The following is a 16,120-nucleotide window of genomic DNA, read 5'->3' as shown; positions in this document are numbered from 1 at the left end:
CGGCGAGGCGCAGTCATGAACGGGCGCCGGGTGTGGAATCGGGCTCGCCGGTTGACCTTACGCACCCGGCTGCTGCTGGCCCTCGTCGCGATCGCCGGTATCGGAATGGCCGCCTTCGGGCTGCTCAGTGTGACCATGTTGGACCGCGCGCTGCTCGATCGAGTGGACGACCAGCTGAATCGCGTTGCCAGCGATATGACTTCGACCAAGCGGCCCCCGCCGCCCCCGCCGTCCGGGCCGCCGGAGTACGAGCAGTTGCCTTCGGATTTCCGGCTGATGTTCTTCGATGTCGGCGGGCATCAGATCGGCAAGCTCGGCGCACCGGCCCAGGTGAGCACCGTGCCGGCGCTGCCCGCGATGGACGCGGCATCGGTGCGCGCCCGCCCGAATACCGCGTTCACGGTCGGTGACCAGAAGAGCGATATCCGTTGGCGGGTGCGCACCGTCGTGCAGCCCGCGACCGAATGGCAACCCGACGGCGGTACCGTCGCGATCGCGATGTCGCTGGCGACGACCGAGGCGACCACCGGCAACCTGCGCACGATCGAGTTGGCGGCGGGCGTGACGCTGCTGCTCGCCATCTGTGTGATCGCGGCGGTCCTGGTGCGTATCGGCCTGCGACCGCTGACCAGGATCGAACACACGGCCGAGGCGATCGCCGCCGGGGATCTGGATCGCCGTGTCGCACAGACCGATCCGCATACCGAGGTCGGTCGGCTCGGTACCGCGTTCAATGTGATGGTCACCCGGCTGTCCACGGCACTGCGCCAGCTCGCCGATTCCGAGCAGCGGATGCGGGCGTTCATCGCCGACGCCTCCCATGAACTGCGCACCCCGCTGACCTCCGTGCGCGGCTACGCCGAGCTGTATCGGCGCGGTGGTGCGTCCGACGAGGTGGGCCTGCGCGAGATGATGAGCCGGATCGAGGGCGAGGCGATCCGGATGGGGGTGCTCGTCGACGACCTGTTGCTGCTGGCCAAATCCGATCAGGAACGGGCGCTGGATCTGGCGGAGCTCGATCTGGTGGTGCTCGCGATGGAAGTGGTGCGTGATGCCGCCACCCGAGCCCCGGATCGGGACATCGGCCTGGAGAGTTCGGATGATCCGGTTCGGGTGGTCGGTGACGAGCATCGATTGCGGCAGGTCGTGACGAATCTGGTCAATAACGCCCTGGTGCATACGCCATCCGAGGCGTCGATCACCGTCACCGTCGGGATCAGAGCCGTGGCCGCGTTGACCGATCCGGTCGCCGCCGAAGCGGGTGCGGTACTGCCCGACGTATCCGAATTCGCCGTACTCGATGTGCACGACGACGGACCCGGCATCGCGCCGGAGAACGCGCCGCGCATCTTCGATCGCTTCTACCGGGCCGCGGAATCGCGTTCCCGCACCGGCGGTTCGGGACTCGGACTCGCCATTGCCGATGCGATTCTCGGCGCGCACGGCGCCCGGATCCAGCTGTTGCGCACGCCCGGTGCGGGTGCGACTTTCCGGATCCTTTTCGCCGTTTCCTGATCGTCGGCGGATTGGGCACGCAAGTGGCACGAGTGAGTTGAGTTGATGACCGTTCTGGTTCCGTTGCAGGAGACCGATGTCGTTACCAGTCGCCGAGCGCACGACGCTCGGCCGCATCGGATTGCTGTAGCGCGAAGGCAACCCTGCTCGAGTTGTCGGAGTTGGCGCGTCTGTTGCATGCTCCATGATCTGTGCCGAATATGATTCTGACGCAGATTGTCTCACTGGTTACAACCTGACTTGTTAATGTGTGCGCATGGGGGAGAGCTTGGTGAAGCGGGCGTACAAGTACCGCTTCTATCCGACCGAGCAGCAGGAACGGGAGCTTGTGCGCACGTTCGGATGTGTCCGCTTGGTGTACAACAAGGCGCTGGAAGCCAGGACGACCGCCTGGTACACCGAGCGGCGTCGCGTCAACTACAACGAGACCTCTGCGATGCTGACCGCGTGGAAGAAAACCGATGAGCTGAAGTTTTTGGGGGAGGTGTCCTCGGTGCCGTTGCAGCAGGCGTTGCGGCATTTGCAGGGTGCGTTCGCCAACTTCTTCGATAAGCGGGCGCGTTATCCACGTTTCAAGTCGCGGAAGAAGTCTCGCTCGTCGGCGGAGTACACGCGGTCGGCGTTCACATTCCGTGACGGGGAACTCACCCTCGCGAAGATGGCCGATCCGCTGAATATCGTGTGGTCTCGGCCGTTGCCCGAAGGTGCGCAACCTTCCACGGTCACCGTGTCGTGTGACAGCGCGGGCCGTTGGTTCGTGTCGCTGCTCACCGAAGCCGTGGTAACTCACCACCCGCCGACCGATGGCGTTGTTGGTGTGGATGCCGGGGTCACCTCGCTGTTGGCGTTGTCGACCGGTGAGAAGATCTCCAATCCCAGGCATCAGCGACGAGAACAGGCGCGGCTGGTGAAAGCTCAACGCGCCCTTGCCCGCAAGACCAAGGGGTCGGTCAATCGGGATAAGGCCCGCCGGAAGGTGGCGCGTCTCCACGCTCGTATCACCGACCGCCGCACAGACCATTTGCACAAGCTGAGTACTCGGCTCGTTCGTGAGAACCAAACGATCGTGATCGAGGATCTGAATGTGGCGGGGATGCTTCGCAATCACCGTTTGGCGCGTGCGATCTCCGATGCCTCGTGGTCGCAGTTGCGTTCGATGTTGGAGTACAAGGCCGCCTGGTACGGGCGTGAGGTGATCGCCGTGGACCGATGGTTCCCGTCGAGCAAGACCTGCTCTGCGTGTGGGGTGCTGAACGACACGATGCCATTGCATGTGCGGGAATGGGTGTGCCGGTGCGGTGTGGCCCATGATCGCGATATCAACGCTGCGAGGAATATTTTGGCCGCCAGGCTGGCGGTGTCTGCCTGTGGAGGCGGTGTAAGACCAACCCGGCAGTCGTCGGCGCGGCAGTCGCCGGTGAAGCAAGAAACACGACCTGTGAAGGTCGGAATCCCCCACCAATAGATGTGGGGGAAGAAGCCAATTGTGACACCTTCGCGTGGTGTCATCACTCGCGACCACGGCATCCGCTACCGCCTGTCCGGATACGACCAAGCGCATATGCATGCCGGAATCGCGGGTGCGGCAAGGATTTTGGAAGCGGCAGGGGCGCTCCGGATCTTCTCCGGGCACCAGTCGGGGCCGGTCTACGAACCCGGTGTCGCAGGCTCACACGACAGCTTCGTCGCCGAATGTCTGCGCGCCGGTTACGATCCCGGCCGTTGCGCGATGGGTGCACTGCACATCATGGGCTCGGCACGCATGGGCGGCTCGTGCGCGGATTCGGCCGCCGATCCGGACGGCGTGGTCTGGGATGTGCCGAATGTCGTTGTCGCCGACGCCTCCTGCTTCCCGACCGCCTCAGGGGTGAACCCGATGGTCAGCATCGAAGCCATCGCGCATATGAACGCGTCACGTCTGGCCGCGCGACTGACCTGAGTGTTGCCCGGCCGGCCGGCGTGCCAAGCGCCGGTCGATCATCGGATCGGCAGAAATCGTGCGTGATCAGGCACGGCTTGTGCTTGGATCGGTCGCATGTCCTATCGGAAGGACCCGCGCGTCGACGCCTACATCGACCCGCTGCCGGAGTGGCAGCAGGCCATCTGTCATGAGGTGCGCGAGCTGGTGCATGCCGCCGACCCCGAGGTCGTCGAGACAATCAAACGCACCGTTCAGCCGTACTTCGTACTGGACGGCAATATCTGTGCTCTGCTCGCGGCCAAGTCCCACGTGAATGTATTCCTCTACGACGGCGGCATCGTGCCGGATCCGGAGGGCATCATCACCGGCGGCCACGAGAACAAGACCGGGCGCACCGTGGCCATCCACGAAGGCGAAAAGCTGAACACCCCAGCACTTCTCGCGATGTTCGAGCAGATCATCGCCAACAACCGCGCGGGCGGTTGGCGCAAGTTGAAAAACGAAAGCTGAACTCCCGCACCGAATATCGGTGCGGGAGCATCGGGTCAATATCCGATAGTGAAGCGGCGCTGGATAAATCGTGGCAGTTCTGCCTCGTCGAGTAGCGCGACCGCGGCGTCTTCGACGGAAATGCGGCTGTGGCCGTCGGTGTCGCGGACCGGTTGGTCACCGCCGACGCGGTAGCGGCCGGTGCGTTCGCCGGGGGCGATCAGTTCGGCTGGGCTGAGGTAGGTCCAGAGCCGATTCGAGGTGCGCAGGACGTCGAGGGCGGCGCGGTGGCCGCGTACCGCGGCGGCGTACTCGCGGGGGAGGCCGAGTCCTGCGAGGGTATCGGCGAGGCGTTGGTCGTCATCGGCGGTGACTCGGCCGGGCTCGTACTCCAGACTCCCCGCGCCGCCGACGACGATCAGCCGCGTGCGCGGGTGCGTGTGCAGTGCATCGAGCAGTGCGCGAGCGGCACTCGCGTAGACCGTCGGATCGGCGATGGAGCGCGCGACGGTGTCATCGAAATCCGCTGCCGCATTTCCCGGTTGGTAGCAGCTGATCAGGACGTCCATGCCGGGGAGGGCCGCGGCAATGGCCGCGCTGTCGAAGATGTCGAGGCTGCGCCAGGTGACGTTCGGCCTGCTGGTGGTGATCTGGCCTGCGTCCCTGGTGAACGCCGTGACGTGGTGGCCGCGGGCAACGGCCTCGGTGAGTACTCGCTGGCCGATATTGCCGGTCGCGCCGACGATTCCGATGAACATGGTTCTCCTCGAACTGGTTGATACGGCGTGTAGAAACTATACGCCGTGAAGTATTTGTGCAATGTCAAGTTTTCTCACGCCGCTGTAGAGTTGCCGCCGTGGGCACTGCGACGCCGAGCCGGCGGGAGTTACGACGCTCCGAGACGACAGCGGAGATCAAGCAGGTCGCGCTCGGGTTGATGGCCGAGGGTGGACCGGGCGCCATCACGCTGCGGGCGATCGCGCGCGAAATGGGCATGACCGCGAACGCCGTCTACAGCTACTTCCCGACCCGCGATGACCTGATCACCGCGCTGATCAACGACGTGTACGCCGAACTCGCCGATGCGGTCGAGGCGGCACGCGATGCCCGTCCCGCAACCGATGCCTCCGGCCGAATCCTCGCCTGGGCCTGTGCGTTTCGTGATTGGGCCTTGGCGAACCCAGCCGGGTTTCGCCTCATCTACGGCGATCCGTTGCCCAACTACGACCCGCCTGAGGGCGGCGCGGCCCCGGAGGCGGAGCACCGAGTGTGCGCCGGTTTGACCGGTTTGGCCGCGGGCGCGTGGCCACACGCCGAAAACCTATACGCGGACAACGGTTTCGAGTGGTCGGACTTCGAACCGAAACTCGTCGAGGAGGTGAAGGCGGAGTTCCCAGGCCTACCACCCGCCGCGGTCGCGATCGCCCTGCGCATCTGGGGCCACCTGCACGGCCTGGTCTCCCTGGAAATCCTCGGTCACCTGCGCTCTCAGACCACCGATCCGGAAAAGCTCTACCGCAACGAGATTCGCCATCTCATCCGCTCGCTGGGCCTGAAGCCACCGGAGCGCTGAGTCCGGGGGTGGGCGGTCCCGGTGGGCGGAATAACGTGCGGCCCGACAAGGTTGGGCCAACTCGTGAAGATTGTTGTGATCGGTGCCACCGGAACCATCGGCTCGGCCCTCGTCGATGCACTCGAGGCGAAGCCGGATTATCAGGTTGTTCGCGCTTCACGGCGCGGACCGGTCCAGGTCGATCTGGCCGATCCCGCATCGATCGCCGCATTATTCGACGCCGTGGACAATGTCGACGCGATCGTCGCCGTAGCCGCCAGCGGTCAACTCGCCGAACTCGCCGACTCGACCGACAGCGAGTACTTCCTCGGTCTGGAAGGCAAATTCCTCGGCCAGATTCACCTGGTCCGCCACGCCATCCGGCACCTCAACGACGCCGGATCCATCACGCTCACCAATGGCATCTCGACCTTCTCCGAGCCGGGCCTGTCCTTCGCGGCCGCGGTCAATGCGGGCCTCGGCGGCTTCGTGCCCGCGGCGGCACTCGAGCTGCCGCGCGGAATCCGCTTGAATTCGGTGAGTCCGGGCTGGATCTCGGAGACCCTCACCGCGCTCGGGCGTGACGGTTCTGCGGGTACTCCGGTCGCCGATGTTGTCCGGGCCTACGTGGAGCTCATCGAAGGGTCCGCCCACGGCCGGGTGGTCGAGCCATGACCAGGTACCGGCCGCGGGCGTGATCTTTCAGAGGCGTGGGTCGACCGGCTCCGATTCGAGGGCGAGGACCGCGAACACCGCTTCGTGCACGCGCCACAGCGGTTCGCCTGCGACGAAGCGGTCCAGCGCTTCCAGGCCCAGTGCGTACTCGCGCAGCGCCATCGAGCGCTTGCGGCCAAGACCGCGGGTGCGCAACCTGCGTAGGTTGTCGTCGCGCAGGTATTCCGGGCCATAGATGATCCGGAGGTATTCGGGGCCGCGGCATTTCACGGCCGGCTGGACCAAGTGGTCGCCTTCGCTACGGACCAGCGCCTCGTACGGCTTCACCACCATGCCCTCGCCGCCCGACGTGGTCAGCTCGGTCCACCAGCTGGTGGCGGCGGCTTCGCTGTCCGGATCGGTCAGATCGACGATCTTTCGGCCGGTCGGGGCGAACAGGTCGGCGTCGGCGGCGACCAGCCGGTCGATCATCGACAGCTGCCAATCATGGTCGCGCACCGCGTAATTGACGCCCGCACCGGCCAGGATCTGGAACGGCGCGATCCGTAGACCGGTCAGGCCGTCCACCGGCCAGCAGTAGCGGCCGTAGGCGGTGGTGAAGGCCGCCGCGTCGGTCTTGCGTGCGACGGTGCGTTCCGCGAGATCGGTGACGTCCAAGCCGCGGGCGGCGACGGCAGTCAGCAGATCGGTCGCGGTGCCGAGTGCGGCACGGGCAGCCGCACCGACGGCGGCGTACTGATTGCGCAGCAGGCCAACGGCTTTGGCCGACCATGGCATCAGCTCGGCATCGAGCAGCAGCCATTCGGTGTTCAATTCCTCGAACAGGCCTGCTTTTTCGGCCGCGGCACGCACCCGGGAGAGCAGCTCCTCGGTCTGCGCGGCGTCGTCGAAGAACGGACGCCCGGTGCGGGTGTAGAGCGCACCGGTGCTGCCGTCGTCGACGCCGAACCGATCGGCCGCGGCCTGCGCCGAGCGCGTCACGAGGACGATTGCGCGCGAGCCCATGTGCTTCTCCTCGCACACCACGCGTCGCACACCCTCGGACCGGTAGTAGTCGAAGGCCTCGGCGGGATGTTCGAGGTGGCCGTCGAGCTGCGTGGTCGCACACGGCGCCATGGTCGGCGGCAGGTACACCAGCCAGCGCGGATCGATGGCGAAGCGGCTCATCACTTCCAACGCGGCCCCGGCGTTTTCCTCCTGCACGCCGACGCGGCCGTGCTGACGGGTCTCCACTACCCGGCGGCCCATCACATCGTCGAGATCGAGCACGCCGGGATCGCGGTGCGTTACCCCGCCGGGCGTCGCCATGGTGGTGGCCTGCAGCGGACGCACCGGCTCGTACCAAACCCGTTCGGCCGGAACCGAAACCGGCACTCGCTCCGGATAGCGCAGGGCTGAGAGCTTGCCGCCGAAGACGACACCGGTGTCCAGGCAGAGAGTGTTGTTCACCCAGCGCAGATCTGTCACCGGCGTGTGGCCGTACAGCACGGTGGCGCGGCCGCGGTAATCCTCGGCCCACGGATAACGCACTGGCAGGCCGTATTCGTCTGTCTCACCGGTGGATTCGCCGTACATAGCGAAGGCGCGCACCCGGCCCGACGCACGCCCGTGGTACTCCTGCTTGAGCCCGGCGTGCGCGACGACGAGGCGGCCGCCGTCGAGCACGTAGTGGCTGATCAGTCCGCGACAGAAGTCCAGCGCCGCCTTGCGGAAATCCTCGTCCTCGGTCTCCAACTGGGCCAGCGATTCCGCGAGGCCGTGCGCGATACGCACCTTCTTGCCGTCGAGTGCGCGCACCAGCTTGTTCTCGTGATTTCCGGTGACACACAATGCCGTTCCTGCGCGCACCATCCCCATGACGAGTCGGAGCACACCCGGGGTATCGGGTCCGCGATCGACCAGATCGCCGACGAATACCGCGGTGCGCCCGGCCGGGTGGCTCGCGCCGACAGCCCGGCCGGCGTCGTCACGCGCCAGGTCGTAGCCGAGTTCGCCGAGCAGGGTCTCCAATTCGGCGCGGCAGCCGTGCACGTCGCCGATCACATCGAATGGTCCGGTGAGTTCACGCTTATCGTTCCAGGCCTTTTCGTCGACAATGGTCGCCGACTCGATCTCCTCGACGCCGCGCAGTATGTACACCTTCCGGAAGCCCTCGCGTTCCAGACCGCGCAGGCCCCGGCGCAGTTCGCGCTGCTGCCGGGACACCACGTGCCTGGCCAGGTGTGCCCGGTCGGCGCGTTGCGTATTGCGTTCGAAGCACACGTCATCGGACACGTCGAGCACGATCGCCACCGGCAGCACATCGTGGGCTCGCGCCACCGCGATCAGTTCCTGACGTGCCTTGGGCTGCACATTGGTGGCGTCGATGACGGTGCGCAGGCCGCGCCGCAACCGGACACCGGCGATGTGGTGCAGCAGTGCGAACGCGTCCGGCGTCGACGCCTGATCGTTCTCGTCATCGCTGACAATGCCGCGACAGTCATCCGAGGAGACGATCGCGGTATGCCGAAAGTGCTTGCGCGCGAACGTCGATTTACCCGATCCGGTGCTGCCGATCAGCACGACGAGGGAGAGCTCCGGGACCGATAGCTCGGTCATCACGCGGCTCCTCTCGTACTGCTGTCGGTTGTGGCCTTGGTGAACAGGGCCAGTTGCGTGGGTGGGCCGAATTCGGGATGTTCGACACCGACGGGCGCGAAGCGCACCGCGTAGTCATACTGTTCGGCCACGCGAGAGGCCCAGTTCCCGAATTCCGCACGGGTCCATTCGAAGCGGTGATCGGAGTGCCGGAACTTGCCGGCGGGCAGCGTCTCGTACACCACATTGTGCTCGGCATTCGGCGTCGTCACTACTACGGAACCCGGTGCGGCCGAGCCGAATACCGAGTATTCGAGCGCACCCAACCGCGGCTCGTCGACATGCTCGACAACCTCCATCAGCACGGCAGCGTCGTATCCGCGCAACCGCGCATCTGTGTATGTCAACGCACCCTGCAGCAATGTCAAACGCTGCGCCACTCGTTCCGGCATCCGATCCAGCCGCAACCGCCGCTTGGTGATGTTCAAGGCGCGCATCGATACATCGACGCCGACAACTTCGGTAAAAGCCTTGTCCGCCAGTAGTTCTCGCAACAAGGCCCCTTCTCCGCAGCCGAGATCGAGCACCCGATGCGCCCCGACCTCCCGCAGCGCGGCCAGCACCGCGGCCCTTCGCATGACCGCCAATGACGGTGCCCCCTCTTGGCCCTCGGTCGCCGCCGGCTCTGCAGCCGTCGCGTGTGCTGACGTGGCTTCCGACTCCGCGGCCGCTGCCGCCGAGATCTCGGTCGACCGGGTCGCTGCTGGTACACCGGGTCCGGCGTTATCGCCCGCGGCCTCGGGTCCACTGCCCGACCAATCGGCCGCGTCCGCCGCGCCGTCAGTCGCTCCCAGCGCCTCGTCGCCCCCCTCTTCGACCGCATCGAGCTCCTCGGCCTCCACATCGTCCACCTCGGCCAGCCGCGCCAGCGCCGTCCGTACCAGCGACTGACGTCGCGCCAGGTAGCGCCGCGTGATCCAGCCCCGTTCCGGATGCTCGGCCAGCCACCCGGCCCCCGCGCGAATGAGTTTGTCGACCTCGTCGGCGGCCAGCCAGTAATGCTTGGCACCGTCGAGCACCGGCAGCAGGACATACAGGTGCGCGAGGGCGTCGGCAAGGCGGATGGTTCCGGCGAGTTCCAGTCGCACATAATGCGAATCGCCCCACTCCGGGAAGGCCGGATCGAGGGGGAGCGGTTCGGCGAGTACGGTCCAGCCCAGCGGTGCGAAGACCCGCTCGGCCGCCTCCGGTCCGCCCTTGCACGGCACCGCAGGCAACACGATCCGCAAGGGCAGTGCCGTCTGCGCCAACTCGGGCCGCTGATCGCAACGTCCGTGCAGTGCCGTGCGGAATACCGCGCCGAGGGCCACCGACAGCAGCGACGACGCGGCATACGGCCGGTCGTTGACATACTGCCCGAGGCTGAAATCCGGTGTGCTGCGCGATCGCCCGCGCACCAACCGAATCGGATCCACCTCCAACAGCAGCGCCGCTGTACACCGAGCCGCGGTCGCCTCCGGGTACACCACATGCGCGGTGCCATAGGACTGCTCGAACGCCTGCACCCGGTCCGGGTTCTTGTGCAGCAAGAAGCCCAGATCGGTCGCGGGCCAGGCCGCACCCTCCGGCGGTGTGCAGGCGATCGTCAACAGCATCTTGCGATCGTCGCCGAGCCGCACACCGCACGCAAGGAAGTTTCGCGGGGCTTATCAGAGACTGAGGTTCGGCCAGGTCCAGTCGGCGACCGCCGGAATGTCCTCGCCGTGTTCGCGAGTCCAGGCGCGGGCATTCCAGCGGGCGTCGACCATCTCCTGGCGCAGTCCCGCTGCTTTCTCCCGCAAGGTCGGCACCCGGTCGATCACATCCATGACCAGGTGGTATCGGTCCAGATCGTTGAGCATCACCATATCGAAAGGTGTTGTGGTGGTGCCCTTTTCCTTGTATCCGCGCACGTGCAGCTCGCTGTGGTTGGTGCGCCGGTAGGTGAGTCGGTGGATCAGCCACGGGTACCCGTGGAATGCGAAGATCACCGGCCGGTCCCGGGTGAACAGTGTGTCGAACTCGCTATCGGACAGGCCATGTGGATGTTCGTCCGATGGTTGCAGCCGCATCAGGTCGACCACATTCACCACTCGCATCCGCAGTTCCGGCAGCCGTGCACGCAGAATCGCCGCCGCCGCAAGCGTTTCCAGTGTCGGCACATCGCCGGCGCAGGCAAGCACGACATCGGGCGTGGTGCCGAGATCGTCGTTCTGTCCGGCCCAGCTCCAGATTCCGGCACCGCGCGCGCAGTGCACTGTCGCATCGGAAACCGACAGCCAGTCCGCCTGCGGCTGTTTCCCGGCGACCACCACATTGACGTAATGCCGTGAACGCAGACAGTGATCGTAGGTCGACAGCAGCGTATTCGCGTCCGGTGGCAGATACACCCGCACGATCGATGGCTTCTTGTTCAGCACCACATCGAGGAATCCCGGATCCTGATGGGTGAAGCCATTGTGGTCCTGTCGCCAAACATGTGATGACAGCAGATAATTCAGGCTCGCGATGGGTCTACGCCACGGCACTGCTGCGCTCGCGTCCAGCCATTTGGCGTGCTGATTGAACATCGCGTCGATGATGTGGATGAAGGCCTCGTAGCAGGTGAACACCCCGTGCCTGCCGGTCAGCAGATAGCCCTCGAGCAGCCCCTGGCACATATGCTCGGACAGCACTTCGATCACCCGTCCGGTGCGGTCGAGATCCACATCGAATTCGCCGATTTCGGCCTGCCAGTTGCGACCGGTGACCTGCAGAATGTCCTGCAGCCGATTGCTCGCCAATTCGTCGGGGGCGAAGGTCAGGAAGTTGTCCGCATTGCGCGCGGTGACATCGCGCAGCCAGGCGCCGAGCACCCGGGTCGCCTCGTGCTGTGTCGCGCCCGGCTCACGCACGTCGACGCCGTAGGACCGCCAATCGGGCAGCCGCAGATCCCGAATAAGCATGCCCCCGTTGGCAATTGGATTCGCGCTCAGCCGCCGATCGTCATTGGGTACCAGGTCGAGCAGCGCCGCTACCGGCCTGCCCGACTCATCGAAGAGCTCCTGCGGCTGATAGGACCGCAACCACTGTTCGAGCACCGCCCGATGTCCGTCATCGGTACGCGCGGCCGTCAGCGGCACCTGATGTGCTCGGAAGGTGCCCTCAACCGGATCGCCGTCGACCACCGGCGGGCAGGTCCATCCCTTCGGTGTGCGCAGCACGATCATCGGCCAACTCGGGCGCGCCCCATCGGTCCCCGCGCGTGCGGTCCGCTGAATCTCCGCGATGCGATCCAGCGCGGTGTCGACAGCAATGGCCATTTCCTGGTGCACGTTCGCGGGATCGCTGCCCGCGACGACGATCGGCTCATAGCCGTATCCGCGCATCAGCATCAGCAATTCCGATTCCGAAATGCGCGCCAGAATGGTCGGATTGGCGATCTTGTACTGATTCAACGCGAGAATCGGCAGCACCGCACCGTCGCGTGCCGGGTTGAGGAATTTGCCGGCATGCCAGCTGGTGGCCAGCGGCCCGGTCTCCGCCTCACCGTCGCCGACCACGCAGAACACCGTCAGATCCGGATTGTCCAGCGCCGCCCCGAACGCGTGCAGCAGCGAATAGCCCAGCTCACCGCCCTCGTGGAAGGAACCGGGCGTCTCCGGCGCACAGTGACTCGGCACCCCGCCCGGGAAGGAGAACTGGGCGAACAGCGCACCCATCCCGGTCTCGTCCTGCGGCACATGGCTGTACAGCTCGGAGTACGTCCCCTCCAGCCACGCACAGGCATTCGGCCCTGGCCCGCCATGTCCGGGCCCGGCTACGAAGACCGCGTCGAGATCACGCTGCCGAATCGCCCGATTGGCGTGTACCCAGACCAGATTCAGGCCGGGCACGGTGCCGAAATGTCCGAGCAACCGCGGCTTGATGTGTTCGGCCCGCAGCGGTTCGCGCAGCAGCGGATTGCTCATCAGATAGATCTGGCCGACCGCCAGATAATTCGCGGCCCGCCACCACGCGTCGAGCGATTCCAGTTCCGCGCGATCGAGCGGGCCCGGCGCCTCAGCGAGCCGATACGGCTGGGGTGCGACGGTCGCGCCGCCGCTGCTTTCGACATTGTCGGCCGAGGTATCGCCCCCGGCACTGGCCAGCTGGGTCATGCTCGACTCTCCTCACACTCGGGCATCAGCGGCGGCACCTGGAGGGACCGCCGGTTACCGGGTCCTGCGCGGTTGCCGACGTCGATTGATAACGCCGGATGGAGAATTCACAGCCAGCCTACCTACGCGGACGCGCGCCAATCGGTTCTCACGGTCTCGCGTCCACGACGGGTCCGTCTGGTGCCGGAGGTCACCCGATCCGGTGCCATCCGTCGTCGCACTATCGGCGGGTGGTTGGGCCGAGCGAGTCGCGGTGGATTATGGTCCGCCGCATGCAAACACTGCGCAGGATCATCGGTATCGGCACCATCGCCGCGGCGACATTCGCGCTGGCCGCCTGTGGCTCGGACGATGGCAAGGGCTCGTCCGCCAGCACCTCTGCCGCCACGTCATCGGCCGCAGCGGCCTCGGCGCAGCCCACCTTCGGTCAGCTGCCCGCGCAGAACACCGGCGCTGAATGCACCGCCGACGACATCGTGGTGGTCGGCGGCTTCGGTGCGACGCCGAAGATCACCATCCCGGACACCTGCACTCCGCCGACCCAGCTCCTGGTCAAGGATCTCGTTGCGGGCAGCGGTCCCGGTGCGGTCGCCGGTCAGCCGCTCACCATGAATTACACACTGATCACCTGGTCGGATAAGAAGAAGCTGGACAGCTCGTTCGACCGCGGCAAGCCCTTCCAGTTGACGCTCGGTGCCGGACAGGTCATTCCCGGTTGGGAGCAGGGTCTGGTCGGCGTGCAGGCGGGTGCGCGGCGGCTGCTGATCATCCCGCCGAACCTCGGGTACGGCGCCGGCGGCAACGGCATCAAGCCCAACGAAACGCTGGTCTTCGTCACCGACGCGGTCGGCGTCGGCAAGTAATCGCAACGCGCAGTCCGCGGCGGTGGTGCTGCCTGCAGCCCGCCGCGACGGGTCAACTAACCTGGTCGAGATACGCACGTTGAGCCGTGCGGCGATTTCGCTCGTGATTACCCCCAGCAAGTCGGCCACAAGCAAGTCGACCAGAACCAACGAACAAGGAGCATGTCCGTGAAGAGCACCGTCGAGCAGCTGAGCCCGACCCGGGTCCGGATCAACGTCGAGGTGCCTTTCGAGGAGCTGAAGCCGGACTTCGACAAGGCCTACAAGGCGCTGGCCAACCAGGTCCGCATCCCCGGCTTCCGTCCGGGCAAGGCCCCGGCCAAGCTCATCGAGGCCCGCCTGGGCCGCGGCGCGATCCTCGAGCAGGTCGTCAACGACGCGCTGCCCGGCCGCTACAGCGAGGCCGTCACCACCTCCGAGGTCAAGGTCATCGGCCAGCCCGAGATCGAGATCACCAAGATCGAGGACGGCCAGGAGCTGGCGTTCACGGCCGAGGTCGACGTGCGCCCGGAGATCGCCCTGCCCGCCTACGACGGCATCGAGGTGACCGTCGACTCGTTCACCATCGGCGACGAGGACATCGAGGAGCAGTTGCAGTCGCTGCGCCAGCGCTTCGGCACCCTGACCGGCGTCGAGCGTCCGGTCCAGGACGGCGACTTCGTCTCCATCGATCTGTCGGCCACCGTCGACGGCGAGGACGTGCCGGAGGCGGCCACCACCGGCCTGTCCCACGAGGTCGGCTCCGGCCAGCTGATCGAGGGCCTGGACGAGGCGCTCAACGGGCTTTCGGTCGACGAGTCCAAGGAGTTCACCTCGACCCTGGTCGCCGGTGAGCACGCGGGCAAGGAGGCGGTCATCACCGTCACCGTGCGCTCGGTCAAGGAGCGCGAGCTGCCCGAGGCCGATGACGACTTCGCCCAGCTGGCCAGCGAATTCGACACCCTCGACGAGCTGAAGGAAGACCTGCGCAACCGGGTCGAGCGCGTCAAGAAGGTCGAGCAGGCCGGTCAGATCCGCGACAAGGTGCTCGAGACCCTGCTCGAGCAGGTCGAGGTGCCGCTGCCGGAGGCGGTCGTGCAGGCCGAGATCGACGCCGTTGTGCACGATGCCGTGCACGGCTTCGACCACGATGAGGCCAAGCTCGCCGAGGCGCTCGAGGCCCAGGGTTCCAGCCGCGAGGAATTCGACAAGGACACCAAGGAGTCCGCCGAGAAGTCGGTGAAGACCCAGCTGCTGCTGGACGCCATCGCCGAGGCGGACAACACCCAGGTCGGCCAGGAGGAGCTCACCGAGCGGATCCTGTTCCAGGCGCAGCGCTACGGCCTCTCGCCCGAGCAGTTCATCCAGCAGGTGCAGCAGGCGGGCCAGCTCGGCGCGGTCTTCGCGGACGTGCGTCGCGGTAAGGCGCTGGCCGGTGTGGTCGGCAAGGTGAAGGTCACCGACTCCGACGGCAACGCCGTGGACACCGCCGAAATGTTCGGCGCCCCTGAGGGTTCCGAGCCGGAGGGCACCGAAGAGACCACCGCCGCGAGCGCCGAATAATTCCATGGAGGAGCAGCGTGATCTGGACGTATGTGGTTTGGTGATTGCGCTGTGAGCGAAGACGGGCGGTACCGGGAGTTCGGTGCCGCCCGGCTTCGTTAATGTTTGTGACAAGCGAACCAGAGATGGCTGTTCGGTATCAGCAACGAGCCGGTAAGAGAAGGCAGGTATCCGTGACAATGAACAAGGCAGGGGTCGTCATGACATCCGCGACTGCTGGTCTGAACCTCAGTGATTCGGTGTACGAGCGCCTGCTGCGTGAGCGCATCATCTTCCTCGGCACCCAGGTCGACGACGACATCGCCAACAAACTGTGCGCGCAGATCCTGCTGCTCTCTGCGGAGGACCCCACCCGCGACATCTCGCTCTACATCAACTCGCCCGGTGGTTCGGTGACCGCGGGTATGGCCATCTACGACACCATGCAGTTCGCCGAATGCGATATCGCCACCTTCGGCATGGGTCTGGCCGCGTCGATGGGCCAGTTCCTGCTCACCGCGGGTACCAAGGGCAAGCGCAGTGCGCTGCCGCACGCGCGGATCATGATGCACCAGCCCTCGGCGGGTATCGGCGGTTCCGCGGCCGACATCGCGATCATGGCCGAGCAGTTCGCGCACACCAAGCGCGAGCTCAACGAGTTGCAGGCGCTGCACACCGGCAAGTCGATCGAGCAGGTCACCGTCGACGCCGACCGTGACCGCTGGTTCACCGCGCAGCAGGCCCTCGAGTACGGCTTCATCGACCGCGTGATCACCCACGCGGCGCAGGCGAACGGCGCGGGTAACTAGCAGCTGCCGAGCTGCCCCGT

Annotated in this window: 13 protein-coding genes; 9 read left to right on the top strand and 4 right to left on the bottom strand. The window is 66.0% G+C overall.

What is annotated here, in order from left to right; translation table 11 throughout:
* Positions 1–15 precede the first annotated feature (15 nt).
* From ACFYOW_RS23460 to ACFYOW_RS23445, 4 genes are all read left to right on the top strand, one after another.
* Positions 16–1,515, top strand: coding sequence for an ATP-binding protein (locus tag ACFYOW_RS23460; protein WP_387291134.1), 1,500 nt, complete (start codon positions 16–18; stop codon positions 1,513–1,515).
* Between the two features lie 256 nt (positions 1,516–1,771).
* Positions 1,772–2,980 (top strand): RNA-guided endonuclease InsQ/TnpB family protein, encoded by a 1,209-nt coding sequence (locus ACFYOW_RS23455; protein ID WP_387291132.1) that lies wholly within the window; start codon positions 1,772–1,774, stop codon positions 2,978–2,980.
* Between the two features lie 21 nt (positions 2,981–3,001).
* Positions 3,002–3,454: a GMC family oxidoreductase gene (locus tag ACFYOW_RS23450; RefSeq protein WP_387291130.1), complete on the top strand. Its 453-nt coding sequence runs from the start codon at positions 3,002–3,004 to the stop codon at positions 3,452–3,454.
* A gap of 96 nt (positions 3,455–3,550) precedes the next feature.
* The gene (locus ACFYOW_RS23445; protein ID WP_387291128.1) at positions 3,551–3,946 is read left to right on the top strand and encodes a DUF1801 domain-containing protein; all 396 of its coding nucleotides are present in this window, start codon (positions 3,551–3,553) and stop codon (positions 3,944–3,946) included.
* A gap of 35 nt (positions 3,947–3,981) precedes the next feature.
* Here ACFYOW_RS23445 and ACFYOW_RS23440 read toward each other — a convergent pair whose 3' ends face one another.
* Entirely contained in the window at positions 3,982–4,683 is a 702-nt protein-coding gene (locus ACFYOW_RS23440) for an NAD(P)-dependent oxidoreductase (protein WP_387291126.1), read from the bottom strand.
* 98 nt (positions 4,684–4,781) lie between these two features.
* Here ACFYOW_RS23440 and ACFYOW_RS23435 point away from each other — a divergent pair, with 98 nt between their 5' ends.
* Positions 4,782–5,498 carry a TetR/AcrR family transcriptional regulator gene (locus ACFYOW_RS23435; protein ID WP_387291125.1) on the top strand — a complete coding sequence of 239 codons (717 nt, stop codon included), beginning with the start codon at positions 4,782–4,784 and terminating at the stop codon, positions 5,496–5,498.
* Positions 5,499–5,561: 63 nt separating this feature from the next.
* A complete protein-coding gene (locus tag ACFYOW_RS23430; protein WP_387291123.1) occupies positions 5,562–6,152 on the top strand; it encodes a short chain dehydrogenase in 591 nt (196 codons plus the stop codon).
* Between the two features lie 27 nt (positions 6,153–6,179).
* Here the strand turns inward: ACFYOW_RS23430 and ACFYOW_RS23425 are convergent, their stop codons facing one another.
* The 3 genes from ACFYOW_RS23425 to ACFYOW_RS23415 are packed head-to-tail and all read right to left on the bottom strand — an operon-like array spanning position 6,180 to position 12,907.
* A complete protein-coding gene (locus ACFYOW_RS23425; protein ID WP_387291121.1) occupies positions 6,180–8,750 on the bottom strand; it encodes a polynucleotide kinase-phosphatase in 2,571 nt (856 codons plus the stop codon).
* Positions 8,750–10,384 (bottom strand): 3' terminal RNA ribose 2'-O-methyltransferase Hen1, encoded by a 1,635-nt coding sequence (locus tag ACFYOW_RS23420; RefSeq protein ID WP_387291119.1) that lies wholly within the window; start codon positions 10,382–10,384, stop codon positions 8,750–8,752. Before ACFYOW_RS23420 ends, ACFYOW_RS23425 begins: the two co-directional genes overlap by 1 nt.
* Positions 10,385–10,438: 54 nt before the next feature.
* Entirely contained in the window at positions 10,439–12,907 is a 2,469-nt protein-coding gene (locus ACFYOW_RS23415; protein ID WP_387291117.1) for a phosphoketolase, read from the bottom strand.
* 272 nt (positions 12,908–13,179) lie between these two features.
* Between ACFYOW_RS23415 and ACFYOW_RS23410 the strand changes: the two genes are divergently transcribed.
* The 3 genes from ACFYOW_RS23410 to ACFYOW_RS23400 all read left to right on the top strand — a co-directional run bounded on the left by ACFYOW_RS23410 (position 13,180) and on the right by ACFYOW_RS23400 (position 16,100).
* Positions 13,180–13,770: an FKBP-type peptidyl-prolyl cis-trans isomerase gene (locus ACFYOW_RS23410; RefSeq protein ID WP_387291115.1), complete on the top strand. Its 591-nt coding sequence runs from the start codon at positions 13,180–13,182 to the stop codon at positions 13,768–13,770.
* Between the two features lie 168 nt (positions 13,771–13,938).
* Positions 13,939–15,312: a trigger factor gene (gene tig, locus ACFYOW_RS23405; RefSeq protein ID WP_387291113.1), complete on the top strand. Its 1,374-nt coding sequence runs from the start codon at positions 13,939–13,941 to the stop codon at positions 15,310–15,312.
* A 179-nt stretch (positions 15,313–15,491) separates the two neighbouring features.
* Positions 15,492–16,100 carry an ATP-dependent Clp protease proteolytic subunit gene (locus tag ACFYOW_RS23400; RefSeq protein WP_387291429.1) on the top strand — a complete coding sequence of 203 codons (609 nt, stop codon included), beginning with the start codon at positions 15,492–15,494 and terminating at the stop codon, positions 16,098–16,100.
* Positions 16,101–16,120: the final 20 nt, after the last annotated feature.

The sequence above is a fragment of the Nocardia sp. NPDC006982 genome (genome assembly GCF_042869435.1).
Lineage (GTDB): Bacteria > Actinomycetota > Actinomycetes > Mycobacteriales > Mycobacteriaceae > Nocardia.
This window is presented reverse-complemented; position numbering and strand designations above follow the sequence as displayed.

Excerpts from the sequence above, each read along its gene's own strand:
- ACFYOW_RS23460 (WP_387291134.1), top strand. The coding sequence starts at position 16 with ATGAACGGGCGCCGGGTGTGGAATCGGGCTCGCCGGTTGACCTTACGC.
- ACFYOW_RS23455 (WP_387291132.1), top strand. The coding sequence starts at position 1,772 with ATGGGGGAGAGCTTGGTGAAGCGGGCGTACAAGTACCGCTTCTATCCG.
- ACFYOW_RS23445 (WP_387291128.1), top strand. The coding sequence starts at position 3,551 with ATGTCCTATCGGAAGGACCCGCGCGTCGACGCCTACATCGACCCGCTG.
- ACFYOW_RS23440 (WP_387291126.1), bottom strand. The coding sequence starts at position 4,683 with ATGTTCATCGGAATCGTCGGCGCGACCGGCAATATCGGCCAGCGAGTA.
- ACFYOW_RS23425 (WP_387291121.1), bottom strand. The coding sequence starts at position 8,750 with ATGACCGAGCTATCGGTCCCGGAGCTCTCCCTCGTCGTGCTGATCGGC.
- ACFYOW_RS23420 (WP_387291119.1), bottom strand. The coding sequence starts at position 10,384 with ATGCTGTTGACGATCGCCTGCACACCGCCGGAGGGTGCGGCCTGGCCC.
- ACFYOW_RS23415 (WP_387291117.1), bottom strand. The coding sequence starts at position 12,907 with ATGACCCAGCTGGCCAGTGCCGGGGGCGATACCTCGGCCGACAATGTC.
- ACFYOW_RS23410 (WP_387291115.1), top strand. The coding sequence starts at position 13,180 with ATGCAAACACTGCGCAGGATCATCGGTATCGGCACCATCGCCGCGGCG.
- ACFYOW_RS23400 (WP_387291429.1), top strand. The coding sequence starts at position 15,492 with ATGAACAAGGCAGGGGTCGTCATGACATCCGCGACTGCTGGTCTGAAC.